Genomic DNA, 19,196 nt, shown 5'->3' with positions numbered 1-19,196 from the left:
TCAGTTCTTGTCACAGACCTTAGTGCATCGCCGAGCGTCCTGCAGATAGGGCATAAAGAACTTGAGCTGCCCTCAGTCCAAGGACAGCTCAAGTTCATGCTCCATGATTCGGCTATTTACCGTCCGGGTTCAAACGCTGGAGAACTCCGGTAATGACCTTCTTGTCGACAGTCGGCCACATCGGCGGCAGGGTTGCTTTCAAGAAGCTGCCGTACCGTGCAGTGGCCATGCGCGAATCGAGGATCGCCACCACGCCCTTGTCCCCGATCGAACGGATCAGGCGTCCAGCGCCCTGGGCCAGGCGAATCGCCGCATGGGTGGCGGCCACCTGCATGAAGCCGTTGCCGCCATGCTTGGCCACGTCTTCGGAACGGGCTTTGGAGATCGGATCGTCCGGGCGCGGGAACGGGATCTTGTCGATGATGACCAGTCGGCAGGAATCTCCTGGCACGTCAACGCCCTGCCACAGGGTCATGGTTCCGAACAGGCAGGTGTCACGTTCGCTGCTGAACTGCTCGACCAGCGACTTCATGCTGCCCTCGCCCTGGCACAGGATGTCCACGTCCAGGCGTTCGCGCAAGATGCTTGCCGCTTCTTCGGCGGAGCGCTTCGAAGTGAACAGAGCCAGTGCACCGCCGCCGGAGGCCTTGATGAGATCCTCGATCTCATCCAGCGTCTCCGCAGCCAGTTGGCGGCCCGGCTTGGGCAGATGCTTGGCTACGTACAGGATGCCCTGCTTCGGGTAGTCGAAGGGACTGCCGACGTCCACGCCAGTCCAGGACGGAGCCCCGGCGCCCATCAAGCCCAGCGAGCCTGCGACCGAATCGAACTGCGAACCGATAGCCAAGGTAGCGCTGGTCAAGACGACCGTGCGCCCATCGAACAGCCCTTCGCGCAGCTTGCCGGCAACGGACAACGGGGCAACGTTCAACGTGGCTGGCTGGGTCTCGTCAGCTTCGACGTATCCCCGGCCTTCGACAAACTCCCGCGGACGGGTGGTGTACAGCACCTCGCGGCGTTCTTCTGATTCGAGCATGCGAATCGCATCGTCCATCACCGACTGCAGCTGGGAGCGGGCGGTCTGTCGCCCGCCGTCAGCCGGTGCATTGGCTTCCGGCTTGGACAGCGCCAACGCCAGCCGGGCCTGTTCCACGATGTCGTTCAGGGCGATGCCCATGTCTTCGCGCAGGCCATGTTCCAGCAGCCCCGTGGGCACGCCGGTCAACGACTTTTCCAGGCGGTTCGCCGCCTTGACCATCTCGTCCACGTTCACTCCGCAATGGCGCTTGGCGCCGCCAGCCGCGGTGAGCACCATGCGTGCGGAGAGCGCCCCGGAAACCGAACTGGTCACGCGGTCCTGCAGTTCGTGGGCCTCATCGATGATCGCGACTTCGAAGTCCGGGAGGACAGAAAGCCCCTCGAAGGCCGATACCGCCAGTAGGGCGTGGTTTGTAATGACCACGTCCGCTTCCGCGGCACGGGCACGAGCCATCTCCGAGAAGCATTCATCCGCCATCGGGCACTTCTGCGACCCCAAGCACTCCATGGCCGAAACCGAGACCTGCTTCCACGCCTTGTCGCTGACCCCGGGCACCAGCTCATCGCGGTCACCGGTCTCGGTCTCTTCAGCCCATTCGCGCAGCTTCATGACCTCGCTGGCCAACGGCGAATAAGTGGTGCCGGCAGGTGCTGCCGGCTCATCCATCGAGAAAAGCGTGCCTTCGTCATCCGGGTACCCGCCGCCGAGCTTGTACTGGCACAGGTAGTTCGAGCGTCCCTTGAGCAGGGCCACATCCATCGGGCGCGAGAGCTTGCCCTTGAGCGATTCGAGCAACCGCGGCACGTCACGGCCGACAATCTGCGATTGCAGCGCCAAGGTCGCGGTGGAGACGATCACCGGCTTGGCGCTGGTCTGCGCGTGGGCCAATGCCGGAATCAGGTAGCCCATCGACTTGCCGGTGCCGGTGCCTGCCTGCACCAGCAAGTGCTTTTCATCTTCCAGCGCACTGACCACATGCTTGACCATTTCCTGCTGGCCGGTGCGCATGGCTCCGCCCATGGAAGTGACCGCGGCCTCCAGCAGCCCCAGGGCCTGCTCTTGCTTATCCATGAAGGTTGAAGGTCTCCAACTCTGCAGCTAGGGAATCGCGCACCTTGACGATCATCCGGGTGCCCTCCTCCAGGTGTTCGCTTTCCAAGATCTCTGATTCGCTCTGGTGCAGCTTGGCGATCAAATCCCCGCGGTTGTAGGGAATGAGCACCTCAAGCTGGATGCCGGGGCGTGGAATCGACGAGCTGATCTTTTCCAGCAGCTCTTGGATGCCCTCACCGGTGTGCGCGGAGACGACCACGGTATTGGATTCCCGGTTGCGGATGCGTTCGACGACGAACGGGTCGGCCACATCGGCCTTGTTAACCACGATGATCTCTGGAATGTTCAACGCGTCGACTTCGCCGAGCACGGTGCGCACCGCCTGGATCTGCCCTTCGGGATCAGGGTGGGACCCGTCAACGACGTGCAGGATGAGATCCGAATCGGCGATTTCCTCCAGGGTGGAACGGAAGGCTTCCACCAGCTGGGTCGGGAGGTTGGATACGAAGCCAACGGTATCGGCCAGCGTGTAGGTCAGCCCGTCCTCGGTCGCCGACTGGCGGACGGTTGGATCCAGGGTAGCGAACAGCGCGTTCTCCACCAGCACCCCGGCGTTGGTCAAGCGGTTGAGCAGCGAGGATTTGCCGGCGTTGGTGTAGCCGGCAATGGCCACGGCCGGAACCTCATTGCGCTTGCGATTGGCGCGCTTGGCTTCGCGGGCAGGCTTCATGGCCTTGATCTCGCGGCGCAGCTTCGCCATGCGGTCGCGAATGCGGCGGCGGTCCATCTCGATCTTGGTTTCACCCGGTCCACGCGAGCCGATGCCGCCACCGGCGGCACCTACGCGGCCACCGGCCTGGCGGGACATCGATTCGCCCCAACCGCGAAGACGCGGCAGCAGGTATTCGAGCTGGGCCAATTCAACCTGGGCCTTGCCCTCGCGCGATTGGGCATGCTGCGCAAAGATGTCCAGGATCAGGTTGGTGCGGTCGATAACCTTGACCTTGACGATATCTTCCAGGGCACGGCGCTGCGATGGCGCCAGCTCTGCATCGACAATCACGGTATCGGCACCCGTTGACGCAACGATTCCGCGCAGCTCTTCGGCCTTGCCCGAGCCGAGGAAGGTCGAAGGGTCCGGCTTGCTGCGGCGCTGCACCAGGCCATCGAGGACTTCGGAACCTGCGGTCTCCGCCAAGGCGGCGAGCTCGCGCAGGGAGTTCTCGGCGTCGACGACGGTACCATCGCTCCAGATGCCCGCCAGCACGACGCGTTCCAGGCGCAGCTGGCGGTATTCAACCTCGGTGACGTCTTCCAGTTCCGTGGACAGGCCTGCGACGCGACGCAGCGCGCGGCGATCCTCCAGATCTTCCTGGTCCCCGTCGAAATTGCTGAGGCCTGAGGAAAAACGGTTCAGTGCAGTAGCCTGGCCAGCGAAAATGGAATTCTCTTCTTCGCCGAAGTGCTGAACCTGCGGGCTCTGCGCATCATCGGCTGCGAGAATTCGATCGATGGCGGCCTGGATCTGGGCATCATCCATCGATGCCGAATCGTGCTCGTGTGACTCGGAGTTAGTCATGGTCTCCTTAGAAGTACTTCGCTTTCCAGAATAGTGCGGGTGGACCCCACTTTGCGACGTGGCGCGTTCAGTTTCGGTTGGTTCATCAAACATTCGTGGTCCTTTGCAAGGAGTAAAGGTCTATGGGCAAACAGGTGAATGCATGGTTACCGGTAAGCAAAGGCGTGTGCGGGGTTCTGGAAAGAAGAACTGCCAGGTAATGGGAAATGACTTTGCCGTCTGCTAATTCATGCAAATGGGCGCGCAAGAACTGCGCGGCCAGCTCGTGGAACCGCGGGTAACCAAGAGGGCTACGTATTAGACGAAAATGAAAGTCATAGGGAAAACTCTATCAGTGATATCTGCTCACGCCCATATCGCCTTGCTCACGTTGCCGACGCTGATCTTTGGGGTATCCGTACTGGGCGATAAGCTTTGCCTATGACCTCGGATCACTACTTCACCGCCAGCCCGGCCTCGGCAGATGAACGGCGCACCATCGAAGTCGAGCTCAACGGCTCGTTGCGCAAGGTGCAGACGGCCTCGGGAATCTTCTCCCCCGCCGGTCTGGACAAGGGAACGGCGGTGCTGCTGCAGTACGTGCCAACCCCTCGCGGACGCATTCTGGATATCGGGTGCGGCTGGGGGCCCATCACCCTGGCCGCCGCCGAGCAGTCCCCGCAGTCCGAGGTCTACGGCGTGGATGTCAATGAGCGTTCCATCGACCTGGCCCGCTTGAATGCCGCGGCGCTCGGCTTGTCCAACGTGGTTGTCGGCACCCCTGAGTCCGTGGATCCGAGCCTGCAATTCGACACCATCTGGTCGAACCCGCCCATTCGCATCGGCAAGGATGCCCTGCATGAACTGCTGATGTTGTGGTTGCCGCGGTTGGCCCCGGGTGGCGAGGCATGGATGGTGGTGCAGAAGAACCTGGGCAGCGATTCGCTGCAGAAGTGGCTGGTTGAGCAGCTTCCCTCGGATTGGAAGATCACCCGTGAAGCGACCGCCAAGGCCTTCCGCGTGCTGAAGGTAGCGCGTCCGGCCTGATTGCAAAAAGCAAAATCGCAGAATGGCTCGCCGAGCCATTCTGCGATTTTTGCCGTGGAGCCGATCAGGTCTACTCCGAACCGATGATCCCGCGGGCAACCAGGTCTGCCGGGCCGCTGAGGATCGTATCTTCGCCGCCCTCTGCATTGCCACGGAATTCAACGCCGACGACACCGCCGGGCACCTTGACAGCCCACTGGTTGATCAGCGCGGTGCTGCGGGCCCAATAGCGCACTGCTGCCGCGGCCGCACACGCACCGGTACCGCATGAGAGCGTCTCGCCGACTCCGCGTTCATGGACGCGCATCTGGACCTGGGCAACCCCGTCCTCTTCGATCAGCGGCTCGGAAGGAACCACGAATTCCACGTTGGTGCCGTTGGCAGGGACCGGAGATACCTCGGGGGCTTCGAACAGGTCCAGTTCTTCAAGCATCTGGACGTCTGGCAAGGCAACTACGGTGTGCGGGTTGCCCATGGTGATGCTCAAGGCTGGCAGCGCCTGCTCCCAGCCTCTGGGCTTGACCATGGAGTCCACCGATTTTTCGGCGGCTTCCTGCTCGAAGATCAATCCCCAGGGGCCGAGGTTCACCGCGTAGCCATCAGCGAGTCGGGTAATTTCCTTTACGCCGGCACGGCTGCCGATCTGGAAACTTTGCCCTACTTGGAGGCTCACAAGCCCCTCGGCAATCAGGTAGTGGGCGAAGGCACGAACGCCGTTGCCGCACATCTCGGCGATGGAGCCGTCATTGTTCCGGTAATCCATGAACCAGTAGGCCTTGGGATGCTCCAGGAACTGCCCTTCGTATCCGGGAACCCTGGAGGTTGGCACGGCACGGATCAGCCCGTCACCGCCAATGCCGAAGCGGCGGTGGCACAGGGCGGCCACCTGTTCGGCGTTGATGTCGAGCTGTGCTTCCGGGTCGGCAATCAGCACGAAGTCGTTGCCGGTGGCATGGCCCTTGGCGAAACGTTGTCCGGCCAGCTGACCTAATTCGGTGCGGTACATCAATGCTCCTAGAGTTTTCGTTCGTACGTTGGCTAGCCGATGATCTGCAGTGTTTTTTCCAGCAATCCCGGTTCCAGCGGGTTCAGCCAGTTGACCCGCTCATCTGCGTTGAACCAAGTGATTTGGCGTCGCGCGAACTTGCGGGTGGCAATGACCGTCTGGTCAATGGCTTCGTCCCGGGTGATCTGCCCGTCGAGGAAGTCGATGTACTGCTGGTAGCCGATGGCGCGCGAGGCGGTCTTGCCTTCGCGCAATCCCTGGCCGAGCAGTCCCTCGACTTCCGCGGCAAATCCCAAGGAATCCATCTTGTGCACGCGGGTTTCCAAGGCCTCATGCAACGCCTGGCGGTCGTAGTTCAAGCCGATCTGGATTGCCGGAGCGGCATACTCGCGTTGCGGCATGAAGGAGCTGAAGGCCCGACCGGAAATCTCGTGTACTTCAAGGGCGCGGATCGCGCGGCGCAAGTCAAGATTGCGTGCTGCAGATACCGGGTCAACCTCGGCCAGCCGGCGGCGCAGCGGTCCGTCTCCTTGAGCCTCGACCTCGGCCTCCAGCCGTTTCCTGACTTCTGGATCCGTCGGCGGGAAATCGATCACATCAAGGGCCGCCCGCACGTACAACCCTGAGCCCCCGACCATCACCGGAACCTTGCCGCGGGCACGGATTTGGGCGAAGTGGTCGCGGGCCTGGGCTTGGAATGCGGCAACGGATGCTTCCTCGGTGATGCCCATGGTGTCGAGCAGGTGATGCTCGATGCCGCCACGCTCGCTCACCGGCAGCTTCGCGGTGCCGATGTCCATGCCGCGGTAGAACTGCAGGGCATCGGAATTGACGATTTCCCCGCCCAATTCCTGCGCCACGGCGATGGCCAAGTCCGACTTGCCGGTACCTGTGGGGCCGACGATGGCAATCACCGGCAGGTTCGAAGTGGCCATATGGCTAGCTGCGCACTTTCAACGTCGGCATGCCCAAGCTCGTGCGGCCCTTGGATCCGCTCCCCGCCGGCGCTGGAACCCCGCAGCTTTCGGCCTGCGCCCGGTCCCACGCATCCCCGGCGCGAGAACGGCGCAGGGAGTACTGGTCCACGGTGGGATCCGAGATCAGGTGGAATGCCGCCACTTCGGTGATCGGCAGGGTTACCAGGTCGCCAGGGCGCGGGGCCTGGGCACCTTCAGGTACCGAGAAGTGCACCAGGCGCTGGTCCTGCGAGCGTCCTGAGAGACGGTGGGTCTCTTCGGCCTTGCGTCCGGACTGTTCGGTGGCCATGACTTCCACGGTACGGCCCAGCTGCTTCGCGTTCTCCTCCTTGGAAATGCGGTCCTGCAACGCCGTCAAGCGCTCATAGCGTTCCTGCACCACTGCCTTGGGAAGCTGTTCGTCCAGGTCGGCTGCCGGGGTGCCCGGACGTTTGGAGTATTGGAAGGTGAAGGCCGAGGAGAACCGCGACGCTTCAACCACGTCGAGGGTGGCCTGGAAGTCTTCTTCGGTTTCACCCGGGAAGCCGACAATGATGTCGGTGGTGATTGCCGCATGCGGGATGCGTTCGCGGACCTTGTCCAGGATGCCGAGGAATTTCTTGGACCGGTAGGAGCGGCGCATGTCCTTGAGCACCTTGTCCGAGCCGGACTGCAGCGGCATGTGCAGCTGCGGCATCACGTTAGGTGTTTCCGCCATGGCATCGATGACGTCATCGGTGAAGGCCGCCGGGTGCGGGCTGGTGAAGCGCACGCGTTCCAGTCCTTCGATTTCACCGCAAGCGCGCAGCAGCTTGCCGAAGGCCAGGCGGTCTCCGAATTCCACGCCGTAGGAGTTCACATTTTGGCCCAGCAGGGTCACTTCGATGGCACCGTCGTCTATCAGGGCCTGGATTTCGGCGAGGATCTCGCCCGGACGACGGTCCCGCTCCTTGCCGCGCAGGGAAGGGACGATGCAGAAGGTGCAGGTGTTATTGCACCCTACGGAGATGGAGACCCAGCCGGCGTACACGGATTCGCGTCGGGTAGGCAACGTGGAGGGGAAGACATCCAGGGATTCAAGGATCTCCAGTTGCGCCTTCTGGTTGTGGCGCGAGCGGGCCAGCAGCGTGGGCAGCGAGCCGATGTTGTGCGTGCCGAAAACCACGTCGACCCATGGGGCCTTCTTGATGATGGTGTCGCGGTCCTTCTGAGCAAGGCAGCCGCCGACGGCAATTTGCATATTGGGGCGTTCAGCCTTCAGGTTCTTGAGCATGCCCAGGTGCCCGTACAGCTTGTTGTCTGCGTTCTCACGCACTGCGCAGGTGTTGAAGACAACAACGTCGGCGACTTCTTCGGCCAGCTCTTCCGGCTTGCGGCTCAGCCCTGCATCTTCCAGCAGGCCAGAGAGGCGCTCGGAGTCGTGGACGTTCATTTGGCAGCCGAAGGTACGTACCTCATAGGTACGGGGTAGTTCTTCGCTGCCGATGTTGCTCAAGGTATGTTGCTCAGTCACCCTTAAAGATTACCGAAGATCGGGTGCCGCTGAAATGTAGGCGAGCCTCCGCTGGACTCCTGGTTGCCTTCACGGTTACGGCCTAGTGGCCGTCGGTGCGCGCCTTCGGGTGGACGGCCAGGAAAAGGAATAGGCTTTTCGATAGCTGATTCGGCGCAGGAAGGGCAATCCGTGGAAAACCATTCGCCAGGCAAGCACCAGAAAACCGGCAAGTACCGACCGTTGCGGTTGTCGCGCGGCATGAAGATCTTCCACTGGTGGATGGCAGGATTATCCGCGCTTTTCCTTCTCGCCATCCCGACCGCTATTGGCATCATCCCGCCCATTGATGGTCAAACCGACAGCCTGCTGTTCAATATCGGTGTCGGCTCGATGCTTGCCGGGGTCCTGGTCTTGAGCCTCTGGGCCTACCAGGGCATTGACGATTGGCTTGAGCGCCGGAGAAACGCACCAGGGCGGCATCCGAAACGACATCAGTAGCGATTGCCGAAGCGCTCTTCCCATTCCTCGCGGGCGACCTTGAACGCCATGCCGCCGTTGTAGCCTTTGCGGCCCAGCATCCCCACGAGCCGGCGCAGGGCTTTGTCCCGATCGGCGCCCATGGATTCGGGACGCAGCTTCGCGCGCACCAGTTCGCGGGCTCGCTGCTCCTCCGCTTCGTCATCGATTTGCTCCAGCGCTTCAGCGGCCAGCTCGTCGTCCACCCCCTTGGTACGCAGCTCGCGCTTGATCGCACCGCGGGCTAATCCACGCGAGCGAGCGCGGGCAACGACCCAGGACTTCGCAAAGCGTTCATCATCCACGAGGTTGATCTCGGCATAGCGGTCGATGACCTCATCGGCAATGTCTTCCGGGCATTCATTCTCAAGGAGCTTGTCCTTGAGCTGCTTGGCGGTCTTGTCGCTGGCCGTGAGCTGGCGCAGCAAAATTCCGCGTGCCTTTTCCCGCCACTGGTCGTCGCTGAGCTCTTCAGGCTCCCCCGCTTGGCGGGCAGCTTTTCGCGCTTCGCGGCGTTCCTGCTTCGACGGTTTGGCCGGCGCGGGCGCAGCCACAATCTGCTCCATGGCCGCGCGCAGCTCTTCGATGCTGCCCGGTTTCGCCGGCTGCTCGGAGAAGCTGGCAATGGTTCGCGAGGTGCTGCCGGCCGGCATTGCAGGCGCCGCAGCGCGCTGGGATGCTCGCTGAGCCGCCCGGTCCCGCTTGGCTGATTCCTCAACCGCTTGGGCTTCCAATTCTTCCGGGCTGGGCTTGGCCCAGTCCGGCATGTCTTCGAGGTCGCCCTGGAACTCTTTGGAAACGGACGTAGCGTCCGACCCGGAATTCTTTCCGGGTCGGACGCTACGTCGTTGGAAGCCTGAGGCCACTACTGATCGCCCTCGACGACTCGCAGTTCTGTCTCGTCTTCTTCAACTTCTTCCATTGGCAGGACACCGAGCTTCTGCAGGATCTGGCGTTCGAGCTCGTTGGCCAGATCCGGGTTGTCGCGCAGGAAGCGGCGGGCGTTTTCCTTGCCCTGGCCCAGCTGGTCTCCGTCATAGGTGAACCAGGCACCGGACTTCTTGACCAGGTTGTGCTCGACGCCCATGTCGATGAGCGAGCCTTCCTTGGAGATGCCGTGGCCGTACAGGATGTCGAACTCGGCCTGCTTGAAAGGAGGAGCCATTTTGTTCTTGACGATCTTGCAGCGGGTACGGTTGCCGACCGCGTTGGTGCCCTCTTTCAGGGTCTCGATGCGGCGGATATCGATGCGCACCGAAGCGTAGAACTTCAGCGCCTTGCCACCTGTGGTGGTTTCCGGGCTGCCGAAGAAGACACCGATCTTCTCACGCAGCTGGTTGATGAAGATTGCGGTGGTCTTCGAGGCCGAGAGGCGGCCGGTGATCTTGCGCAATGCCTGGGACATCAGTCGAGCCTGCAGGCCGACGTGGCTGTCGCCCATCTCGCCTTCGATTTCGGCGCGGGGAACCAGTGCCGCCACGGAGTCGATGACGATGATATCCAGTGCACCGGAGCCCACGAGCATATCCATGATTTCCAGTGCCTGCTCGCCGGTATCCGGCTGGGAGACCAGCAGCGCGTCGGTGTCGACGCCCAGCTTCTTGGCGTATTCCGGATCCAGCGCGTGCTCGGCATCGATGAATGCGGCGACGCCGCCGGCCTTCTGTGCGCTGGCGACTGCGTGCAGGGCAACCGTGGTCTTGCCCGAAGATTCCGGACCATAGATCTCCACCACGCGGCCGCGTGGCAATCCGCCAATGCCAAGGGCGGCATCCAGGGCAACCGAGCCGGTAGGGATTACTTCAATGGGTGCGCGGGTTTCGTCGCCCAGGCGCATGACCGAGCCTTTGCCATAGGCCTTGTCAATTTGGCCCAGGACAGCCTCTAGCGCCTTTTCCCGATCATTTTTTGCTGCCATGGTTCACCTTTGCTCTTGCAAGCCTGCTACGTACTTGCTCATAATTTCTGTCCTGCAATAGACAGTATGCTTGCCCACCGACACTTTGGACTCCGGTAGCCCAGAAGTGTGGACAATCCCAGTGCTTAAGTTCTTGGCGCAGTTTCCCGCGTTGTTTCCAGCATAACCCTATCCGAACAGGTGTTCGAAATTCAACACGGCGTGTTCGAAGAATTACTGCATGGGTATTCGAATGGAATCCCTATGATTGCTTCGGCTCGATATCCACGCCAAGCCAGCGTTCAGCCGGAATATCTTGCGCCCGGCACAGGGCTTCCCAGATCTGCTTGGGCTTGATGCCCCTATCGAGCGCCTGTGCCGCAGTCAGGCTGCCGAGTTCGGTCAGGGCCATGGAATCGGCCAGCACGCGGGAGTACCGCGGGCCGAACTCGTTTTCCATATTTCGCCAGAAATCGCTGATTTTCACCTGATAATTCTCCCACGAATAGGCAAGGAGCCCGCGCATTTCGCGCGGGCTCCTTGCATGGCTGCCGGCAGTCTCGATTACTGAGTAGCGGCGGCCTGGAAAAGATGATGCTAGACCGAGGCCAGTGGCTTGCTGTTGCCCTTGGCGGCAAACTCGTCGGCCATATCCGTCGGGACGGTATCCGGGATCGCAATGCCCTCTGCCAGGGCAACGCGCTCGGATACTTCACGGAGCATCAATGACAATGGGATTTCCAGCGCCACGCAGATTGAGGAGAGCAGCTCCGAAGAGGCTTCCTTCTGGCCACGCTCAACCTCGGACAGGTATCCGAGGGAAACTCGTGCGCTGTGCGAAACCTCGCGCAGGGTACGACCCTGGCGCTGGCGGACGTCGCGCAGGACATCGCCGATTTCATGACGGAGTACTACCATTTTGTGCTCCTCCTTCTCGGGCTGGACCATATGGGCTTCTCCCATGTCGCGCCAACGGACGACACCATTGACAGTTACGGGTTGCTTGACCATGAATTTAGCCTCTGCTCCTAGGTCCATCTCGAAGATCTAATCAAATACGGGGGGCCATCCTTGCGGCCCTGCAATTCGTACAACGACAGGTCATACGATTTTGTTCCCGTACGTTCACCCTAATCACATAAATGCGAGCTACGCCACATCCGGGATGATTTTTGCGTAATATCTCAGGAAGAAAAGTATTTCGCGTCTTACTGTGAAGAAGCTTTATCCAAGATGGCAGCGAACTGGTGAAGTGCCGCTTGGGTGCTCTGCTCGCGGATCTGCGCCCGGTCCCCCACAAAGTGGTGGGCCTCGGATCCGGATTTGTCTCCCATGGCCCATCCAATATACACGGTGCCCACGGCCTTGCCATCGTGCGCTTCGGGACCGGCGACTCCGGTTGCCGAAATCGCCGTGTCGGCGCCGCAAGCACGCTGCGCGCCGATGGCCATCTGCCGGGCCACCTCGGGATCCACCGAGCCGTTGGCCGCCAGCAGTGCTTCGTCGACGCCCAGCAGCGAGGCCTTGACCTCGGAAGAATAGCTGACGATTCCCCCGCGCAATACGGCCGAGGCGCCGGGAACTTCGGCCAGGCGCGCGGCGATCATTCCGGCGGTCAGCGATTCCGCGGTCGCCAGCTGCACGGCGCCGTCGATTGCCTTGGCAATCACCTCGGGGGCTGCGGGCTTCATCTGTCCCTACTTCCGCTTCTTGGCGGCCGCCACCAGCTGGCCGGCCTTGATGACGTATTCGATGCCGGTGACCACGGTGACCGCCAGGGTTAGCAGCATCAGGTACCAGGCTCCGGTGCCCAGCCAGTCGATGGTATGGGTATAGGGCAGCAGGTACACCCCGATCACGATCGCCTGCAGCACGGTCTTGATCTTCCCGCCCATGTTCGCGGCGATCACGCCGTAGCGGATGACCACCACGCGCAGCAGGGTGATGCCCCATTCGCGGACCAGGATCACGATGGTGACCCACCAGGGCAGCTCGGCCAGGATCGAGAAGCACACCAGCGCCGAGCCGGTGAGCAGCTTGTCCGCGATCGGGTCGGCGATCTTGCCGAAGTTGGTGATCAGCCCGCGGCTGCGCGCCAGGTCCCCGTCGAGCTTGTCGGTGTACATGGCCACTACGAACAGTGCCAGCGCGACCCAGCGCCACAGGCCCTGCTCGTGGTTATCCGCCATCAGCGCCCAGATGAAGAACGGCACCATGATGATGCGGATGGTGGTGAGCACGTTGGCGATGTTCAGCGTCGGTACCGGTGGCTGGGCACTGCGGCCAGCTTGCTCGCTCATGGGTATCAGTTTCTTCCTGTCAGGTTCCAGGCGTCCTCGCCCGAATCGTCGTCATCGGAGCCGTCGAAGTAGTCCACGGCCTGCGGGCGATCCTCCAGATCCTTGGCGACCAGGTCCTCGGCATAGTCGGTGACCGGCTCGGCATGGTTCACATTGGCCTCGGCGACCAGCGCGGCCTCGGTGGCCGACGGGGTGCTGGTGGCCGGATCGTCCCCGCGCATCGCGGCCAGCACCATCGGCAGGTCGTCCGGCTGGATTAGCACGTCGCGGGCCTTGGAGCCTTCGGAAGGGCCGACCACGCCGCGCGATTCCATCAGGTCCATCAGGCGACCTGCCTTGGCGAAGCCCACGCGCAGCTTGCGCTGCAGCATCGAGGTGGAGCCGAACTGGCTGGTGACCACGAGCTCGGTGGCCTGCAGCAGCAGCTCCAGGTCGTCTCCGATGTCCTCGTCGATCTGCTTCTTCTTCTCGGCGGCCGGGATCACGTCGTCCCGGTATTCGGGCTGCAGCTGGCTCTTGACGTGCTCGACGACGCGGTGGATCTCCGATTCGGTGACCCAGGCGCCCTGGACGCGCATCGGCTTGGAGGTGCCCATCGGCAGGAACAGCGCGTCGCCCTGGCCCAGCAGCTTCTCCGCGCCGGGCTGATCGAGCACCACGCGGGAGTCGGTGACCGAAGAGGTGGCGAAGGCCATGCGCGAAGGCACGTTGGCCTTGATCAGGCCGGTGACCACGTCCACCGACGGGCGCTGGGTGGCCAGCACCAGGTGGATGCCGGCGGCACGCGCCAGCTGGGTGATGCGCACGATGGACTCTTCCACATCGCGCGGGGCGACCATCATCAAATCGGCGAGCTCGTCGACGATCACCAGCAGGTACGGGTAGGGCTTAAGCACGCGCTTGGAGCCCTCGGGAGGGTGCACCTTGCCGGCCTTGACCGCCTTGTTGAAGTCGTCGATGTGCTTGAAGCCGAAGTTGGCCAGGTCGTCGTAGCGGGTGTCCATTTCGCGGACCACCCACTGCAGGGCCTCGGCGGCCTTCTTCGGGTTGGTGATGATCGGGGTGATCAGGTGCGGCACGCCTTCGTAGGCGGTGAGCTCCACGCGCTTGGGGTCGACCATGACCATGCGCACCTCGTCGGGGGTGGCGCGCATCAGGATCGAAGTGATCATCGAGTTCACGAACGAGGACTTGCCCGCGCCGGTGGCGCCGGCCACCAGCAGGTGCGGCATCTTGGCCAAGTTGGCCACGACGAAGCCGCCCTCGACGTCCTTGCCCACGCCCATCACCATCGGGTGCTCGGACTTGCGGGCGTTGGAGCTGCGCAGCACGTCGCCCAGGGCGACGACTTCCTTGTCGGTGTTCGGGATCTCGATGCCGATGGCGGACTTGCCCGGGATCGGCGAGAGGATGCGCACATCCGAGGAGGCCACGGCGTAGGAGATGTTCTTGGACAGCGCGGTGACCTTCTCCACCTTGGTGCCCGGAGCCAGCTCGATCTCGTAGCGGGTCACCGTCGGGCCGCGCGAGAAGCCGGTGACCTGCGCGTCGACCTTGAACTGCTGCAGCGTGTTGGTCAGCGCGTCGACCACCACCTGATTGGCTTCGGAGGCTTCCTTGGCCGGCGGTCCGGCAGGCAGGTAGTGCTCCTCGGGCAGGGTGTAGGTGACATCCCCGGAGAGCTGCAGCTGCTCGCTGCGCGCCGGGATCGGCGCCTGCGGGGAAGTTCCGAGCCCGGCGGCGCGCGAGGAGACCTGGTCCATCGCGGAGGTGGTGGCTTCGGGTTCGGCCTTCAGCCCGATGTTGGCCATGATCTCGGCCATTTCGGCCTCGGCCTTGGTGGGGCGCTTGACCCCCGGCGGCGGGCCGGCCGGTTTCGGTATCGCCACTGTGGCGGCGTCTTCGCTGGCATCGGCGGGGCCGGAGCCATCCAGCTGCGGACGGGCGATGGCCTGGGTGGCCGCCTCGTCGGCGTCGAAGATCTTGCCGGAGTTGCGGTTGACCGCAGGCATCGCGTCGGTGGCAGGATCATCCTCGCCGATGACCGCCTGGTCGTAGGCGATATCGCCGGAACGGTCGGAATTCTCCGTCCCATCCACGTCGTAGACTTCGGTGACCTTGCGGGCGGCGGCTGCACGCCGCTCGAAGAAGCCCGGCTTCTTCTTTTTCGGTGCCGGGGCCTCGGCCTCGGCTTCGGGATAGAGGTAGGACTGGTCGTGGTCCTCGCGGGTGGCATCCAGTTCCATCGCCGCCGTGGCCCGGGTGGCGCGCGGCGTATCCGGGTCCTGGCCGAGCAGGCGGTTGTAGCCGGCGCGCACGCGCGCAGGGATCTGCATCACCGGGGTGGCGGTGACGATCAGGATCGACATGAACACCAGGAAAATGAACACCGCCATGGCGCCCGGAACCGATATCAGCAGGCCCAGCGGGGTGCCCAGGATGGACCCGGCCATGCCGCCGGCATTCCACAGCGCTTCGAAGTCGTCGGTGACCGCCGGCGAGCCGTTGGCCAGCGAGGCGATCGATGAGCCGGAGAGCGTCATGATCAGCAGCCCGATGCCGATGCGGTTGTTCGCGGTGACAGCTTCGGGGTAGCGGAAGAGCCGGAAGGCGCCGATGAACAGGATGACCGGCACCAGCACCGCCATGAAGCCCAGGGTGCCGCCGGCGACAGCGTGCACGCCGGTGCCGAACCAGCCGGCATCGCGCAGGCCCCACCATTCGATGACCGCGACGATGATCGCGATCAGCGCAAGGAACAAGCCGGTGCCGTCGCGGCGCAGCTCGTAGTCAGGCTTGACGGTTCCGCCGATGCGGCGGAACGCGCCGCCGAAGATCCGGGCAATGCCCATCCACACGCTGCGGATTGCGCGCAGCGGCAGGGCGAGTTCCGCATCAGGGTTCTCGGGCGTTTTCTTGGAGGACGAGGAGCTGGACGCCTTGGGTTTGCGCGTCGCAGTCTTCTTCGTCCCCTGAGACTGGGTACGTGAGGCCATACTCCAAGGGTATCGCCATACGCTGGATGCACCCCGAATTTACACGTCTGCACGGGTGCTGCAGCGGCTAGATAATCATCACGCCGCAGGACCGGGCTATGGCGTGTACTCGATCACCAGGGTGTAGCCGCCGGGGCTTGGCATGCAGGCATGGCTTTCCACCTGGTACCCGGAGGCCTCGAAGGCATCCACCGTGGCAGTTTCCATCATGGCGCAGGTGCCGGCACTGGAGACTCCCTGGGTGTAGGCGATGGCGCTGGCGTAGGCGGCCGGGATGGCCGACAGCGCCCACGCCCCGGCCAGCATCGTTGCCGTGGCGCAGGCGCCGAGGCGGCTTGCGGACTTCATGCTTACTCCTGCTCTGCGTTGGAACCGGCGCCTGGACGTGGCGCCCGCCCCCAACCTGCCACAGCGAGCGGTGCTCGGCCAGCGGCGCCCAGCTGGCAACCAGCTGGCGCTTGGGCCGTCGCTCCCCAGAGATCTTCAGCCTCGGGCGGTGCAGCAGTTGAGCCCGGCCAGGATGGCGGATCCCGCGGCGAAGCACACCACCAGCAGCCCCAGGGCAGTACCGAGGAATGGTGCCGGATTCGTATCGCCCAGGCCCATGGCGGCGATCGCCACCGCGGGAAGCATGGCGGCAACGGCAGCTCCGAGGCCGGCGGCTGCCGATTGCCGGGTGCCACTGGCCTCCGGTTTCCCCGCGGCTTGGATTTCAAGGGCCGCATGCGCCCCGCTGCAGCAGATCAACCCCATCAGCACGCCGGCTATCGCGCCGTAGGCCAGCGGCAAGCCCAATTCGCCGAGGCTGCTGCCGTAGCCATCCTGGCCGATCGGCCAGAACATCCAGAGCACCGCCAGCACGCCCAGACCCAGGCCCACGCCCGCGGCGATCAGGAACATGCTGCCGGTCTTCGAGGTCGCGGTTCGCGCGGTAGTCCGAGTCATGGCTTCAGCCTAGGACAGCGTGGCGCCAATGGTTACTGGCCTGCGGATTCATCTGCCGGCGGCCAGTGAACTGGCCGGCTTCGGCAGCTAGGAGAAATCCAGGCCGAGCAACGCGTTCTCGGTGACCTCCGGCAGGGCCGGGTGGATCCAGTACTGCTTGGTTGCCACCTCGCGCACGTCCAGACCGAAGGCCATGACTGTGATCATCTGCTGGATCAGCGTCGAGGCCTGCGGGCCCATGTAGTGCGCACCGAGCAGCTTGCCGGTGTCCCGGTCGGCGATGAGCTTTGCGATGCCGGTGCCATCTTCCATGGCCCAGCCGTAGGCCACATCACCGTACTTCTGCACCTTGGTGGTCACGTCATGCCCGGCCTCGCGGGCTTGCTCTTCGGTCATCCCGACGTAGGCGATCTGCGGGTGGGTGAAGACCGCGGCCGGCACGTGCTCGTGCGGCATCTTCACCATGTCCTTCGGGTTCAGCAGATTGTGGCGCACCGCGCGCATCTCTGCGTTGGCCACATGCTTGAGCTGGAAGGGCGAGGAAATATCGCCCAGCGCCCAGACACCTTCAGCGGAAGTCGAGCGGCCGTATTCGTCCACGCTGACCTGCCCGTCGTCCGAGGCGATGCCTGCATTCTGCAGGTCCAGCTGGTCGCCGTTGGGCACCCGCCCGGTCGCTACCAGCAGCACCTCGGCGCTGGCGGTGGAGCCGTCATCCAGGGTCAGCACCACCCCGTCGCTTTCCTGCACGGCGCTGGCCACCGTCCGTCCCATGCGCACGTCATAGCGTTCGGTGGCCAGCTGGTTGAAGGGCTCGCGCAGGTCGGCATCCAGATGGCGCATCAGCTCGGAGCGGGCCAGGATGGTGACCTTGGTGCCCAGCGCCTCGAAGACGTGGGCGAACTCCATCGCGATGTAGCCGCCGCCGATGATCACGATGGACTTCGGCTGGCGGGCCAGGCGCATGATGTCCTCGTTCGTGTGGTAGTGCACCCCCGAATCAATGATTTCCTGCGGAATGAAGGGTCGCGAACCGGCTGCCAGGACAATCTGGTCCGCGCTGATGGTCTTGGCTTCTTCTCCCTGCCCGGTGCGCAGCGTGCGCTCGCCGACGAAACGCGCGTGCTGGTCATAGACGTCGATGTTCGGCGTCTGCTCGCCGCGGCGATACTCCTCTCCACCCCGGGCGATCGGATCGATGCGCTGCTCGAAGACCCGGCTGACGATGCCGGGCCAGTCCACGGAATTGACTTGGGCGTCGATTCCCAGCCTCGCCGATTCCCTGGTTTCCAAAGCGACGTCTGCGGCATAGACATACATCTTGGTCGGGATGCAGCCGACGTTCAGGCAGGTGCCGCCGAAGGCGCCCTTCTCGATGATGGCAATGGACTGCCCGTCGAATTCAGGACCGGGAATGGAGTTGCCCGATCCGGTGCCGAGGATGATCAGATCGTAGTGCTTGTCTGCTTCGATAGCGGCGGAAGACGTCATGGCAGGTGTACCTTTCAGGGTCAATGCTTGGGGCCCGGCAGGCAGGCGCGCTGACAGCGCTTGCCTACCGGGCAGGCTATCATCCGGGAACCGGACTTCCGCTATGTTGCAGTTCTGGCTCATCGGCCAGGCTGAACACCAGCTGCAGGATCCCGTCCACGAGCACCGGCTGCGCATGGATCCCGTAGACCTGCAGCAGGAGTTCGGGCACCAGCACCTGATGCGGCGTGCCCGCGGCGATGATTCCGCCGTTGGCCAGCAGCACCAGCTTGCTGCAGTAGCGGGCCGCCAGATTCAGGTCGTGCAGCACCACCACCGTGGTGGTTCCCAGTTCTCCGACCATGCGCAGCAGCTCATGCTGGTAGCGGATGTCGAGGTGGTTGGTGGGCTCGTCCAGCAGCAGGTGCTCGGCCTGCTGGGCCAAGGTCCGGGCCACCAGCACGCGCTGCTTTTCACCCCCGGAGAGGGTCGAGTAGCGGCGGTCGGCCAGGTGCCGGGCGCCGACCCGGGCCAGCGCCGAGGCAACTGCCCGGTGGTCCTCGCGGGACATGGCGGCCAGCGCCTTGCGGTGCGGTGCCCTGCCCAGGAGCACCATTTCGGCGACGCTGACCGGCAATTCGGTGGGGGTTTCCTGGGCCACGACCGCAATTCTGCGGGCCAGTTCGTTGCCGCGCAGTTCGGCGACCGGGCGTTCGTCGACAAGCACCAGCCCGGCGGTAGGCTTCAGCGCCGCATAGAGCGTGCGCAGCAGGGTGGACTTGCCGCTGCCGTTGGGGCCGATCAGCCCGACCACTTCCCCGGGGCCGGCTTGCAGCCCTGCCGATTCGATGACCAGCTTTCCGCCATAGCCCACGGAAATATCGGTAGCAGTAATCATTCTTCTTGCCTTCTTCCAGA

Annotated in this window: 18 protein-coding genes; 2 read left to right on the top strand and 16 right to left on the bottom strand. The window is 63.5% G+C overall.

Annotated elements, in window-relative coordinates:
* Positions 1-112 precede the first annotated feature (112 nt).
* Both JOE62_RS06895 and hflX read right to left on the bottom strand, forming a co-directional pair.
* Positions 113-2,110 (bottom strand): ATP-dependent DNA helicase, encoded by a 1,998-nt coding sequence (locus JOE62_RS06895; protein ID WP_204721390.1) that lies wholly within the window; start codon positions 2,108-2,110, stop codon positions 113-115.
* Positions 2,103-3,671 carry a GTPase HflX gene (gene hflX / locus JOE62_RS06890; RefSeq protein ID WP_204721388.1) on the bottom strand — a complete coding sequence of 523 codons (1,569 nt, stop codon included), beginning with the start codon at positions 3,669-3,671 and terminating at the stop codon, positions 2,103-2,105. Before hflX ends, JOE62_RS06895 begins: the two co-directional genes overlap by 8 nt.
* A gap of 420 nt (positions 3,672-4,091) precedes the next feature.
* On the opposite strand from hflX, the gene JOE62_RS06885 reads away from it, so the two are divergent.
* Positions 4,092-4,697 carry a class I SAM-dependent methyltransferase gene (locus tag JOE62_RS06885; protein WP_038992599.1) on the top strand — a complete coding sequence of 202 codons (606 nt, stop codon included), beginning with the start codon at positions 4,092-4,094 and terminating at the stop codon, positions 4,695-4,697.
* A 70-nt stretch (positions 4,698-4,767) separates the two neighbouring features.
* Here JOE62_RS06885 and dapF read toward each other — a convergent pair whose 3' ends face one another.
* Genes dapF through miaB form a run of 3 tightly spaced genes read right to left on the bottom strand, consistent with a single transcriptional unit; the run spans position 4,768 to position 8,172 of the window.
* A complete protein-coding gene (gene dapF, locus JOE62_RS06880) occupies positions 4,768-5,703 on the bottom strand; it encodes a diaminopimelate epimerase (RefSeq protein ID WP_204721387.1) in 936 nt (311 codons plus the stop codon).
* A 32-nt stretch (positions 5,704-5,735) separates the two neighbouring features.
* Entirely contained in the window at positions 5,736-6,638 is a 903-nt protein-coding gene (miaA, locus tag JOE62_RS06875; RefSeq protein ID WP_204721385.1) for a tRNA (adenosine(37)-N6)-dimethylallyltransferase MiaA, read from the bottom strand.
* A gap of 4 nt (positions 6,639-6,642) precedes the next feature.
* The gene (gene miaB, locus JOE62_RS06870; RefSeq protein WP_204721383.1) at positions 6,643-8,172 is read right to left on the bottom strand and encodes a tRNA (N6-isopentenyl adenosine(37)-C2)-methylthiotransferase MiaB; all 1,530 of its coding nucleotides are present in this window, start codon (positions 8,170-8,172) and stop codon (positions 6,643-6,645) included.
* A 171-nt stretch (positions 8,173-8,343) separates the two neighbouring features.
* Here miaB and JOE62_RS06865 point away from each other — a divergent pair, with 171 nt between their 5' ends.
* Positions 8,344-8,652, top strand: coding sequence for a hypothetical protein (locus JOE62_RS06865; RefSeq protein WP_204721381.1), 309 nt, complete (start codon positions 8,344-8,346; stop codon positions 8,650-8,652).
* On the opposite strand, the gene JOE62_RS06860 is transcribed toward JOE62_RS06865, so the two are convergent.
* The 11 genes from JOE62_RS06860 to JOE62_RS06810 form a co-directional block, all read right to left on the bottom strand.
* Positions 8,646-9,437 (bottom strand): regulatory protein RecX, encoded by a 792-nt coding sequence (locus tag JOE62_RS06860; protein WP_239543244.1) that lies wholly within the window; start codon positions 9,435-9,437, stop codon positions 8,646-8,648. The two genes, JOE62_RS06865 and JOE62_RS06860, sit on opposite strands and share 7 nt — an antisense overlap.
* A 98-nt stretch (positions 9,438-9,535) precedes the next feature.
* A complete protein-coding gene (gene recA / locus JOE62_RS06855; protein WP_038992608.1) occupies positions 9,536-10,588 on the bottom strand; it encodes a recombinase RecA in 1,053 nt (350 codons plus the stop codon).
* 241 nt (positions 10,589-10,829) lie between these two features.
* Complete coding sequence (locus JOE62_RS06850) at positions 10,830-11,054, bottom strand: DUF3046 domain-containing protein (RefSeq protein ID WP_204723239.1); 225 nt, start codon at positions 11,052-11,054, stop codon at positions 10,830-10,832.
* Positions 11,055-11,164: 110 nt separating this feature from the next.
* A complete protein-coding gene (locus tag JOE62_RS06845; protein ID WP_038992609.1) occupies positions 11,165-11,578 on the bottom strand; it encodes a helix-turn-helix domain-containing protein in 414 nt (137 codons plus the stop codon).
* A 197-nt stretch (positions 11,579-11,775) separates the two neighbouring features.
* Positions 11,776-12,258, bottom strand: a complete 483-nt coding sequence (locus JOE62_RS06840; protein WP_204721379.1) for a CinA family protein — start codon at positions 12,256-12,258, stop codon at positions 11,776-11,778.
* A gap of 6 nt (positions 12,259-12,264) precedes the next feature.
* On the bottom strand, positions 12,265-12,867 hold the full coding sequence (gene pgsA, locus JOE62_RS06835; protein WP_204721377.1) for a CDP-diacylglycerol--glycerol-3-phosphate 3-phosphatidyltransferase: 603 nt from the start codon (positions 12,865-12,867) through the stop codon (positions 12,265-12,267).
* A 5-nt stretch (positions 12,868-12,872) separates the two neighbouring features.
* On the bottom strand, positions 12,873-15,863 hold the full coding sequence (locus tag JOE62_RS06830) for an FtsK/SpoIIIE family DNA translocase (protein WP_204721375.1): 2,991 nt from the start codon (positions 15,861-15,863) through the stop codon (positions 12,873-12,875).
* Positions 15,864-15,959: 96 nt separating this feature from the next.
* Positions 15,960-16,211, bottom strand: a complete 252-nt coding sequence (locus JOE62_RS06825; RefSeq protein WP_204721356.1) for a hypothetical protein — start codon at positions 16,209-16,211, stop codon at positions 15,960-15,962.
* 135 nt (positions 16,212-16,346) lie between these two features.
* Positions 16,347-16,808 carry a hypothetical protein gene (locus JOE62_RS06820; protein ID WP_204721354.1) on the bottom strand — a complete coding sequence of 154 codons (462 nt, stop codon included), beginning with the start codon at positions 16,806-16,808 and terminating at the stop codon, positions 16,347-16,349.
* Between the two features lie 87 nt (positions 16,809-16,895).
* Positions 16,896-18,299: a mycothione reductase gene (gene mtr, locus JOE62_RS06815; RefSeq protein WP_204721352.1), complete on the bottom strand. Its 1,404-nt coding sequence runs from the start codon at positions 18,297-18,299 to the stop codon at positions 16,896-16,898.
* A 79-nt stretch (positions 18,300-18,378) separates the two neighbouring features.
* Positions 18,379-19,176: an ABC transporter ATP-binding protein gene (locus tag JOE62_RS06810; protein ID WP_204721350.1), complete on the bottom strand. Its 798-nt coding sequence runs from the start codon at positions 19,174-19,176 to the stop codon at positions 18,379-18,381.
* Between the last annotated feature and the right edge of the window lie 20 nt (positions 19,177-19,196).

Origin of the sequence: Glutamicibacter nicotianae (genome assembly GCF_016907615.1) — a bacterium.
Lineage (GTDB): Bacteria > Actinomycetota > Actinomycetes > Actinomycetales > Micrococcaceae > Glutamicibacter > Glutamicibacter nicotianae.
This window is presented reverse-complemented; position numbering and strand designations above follow the sequence as displayed.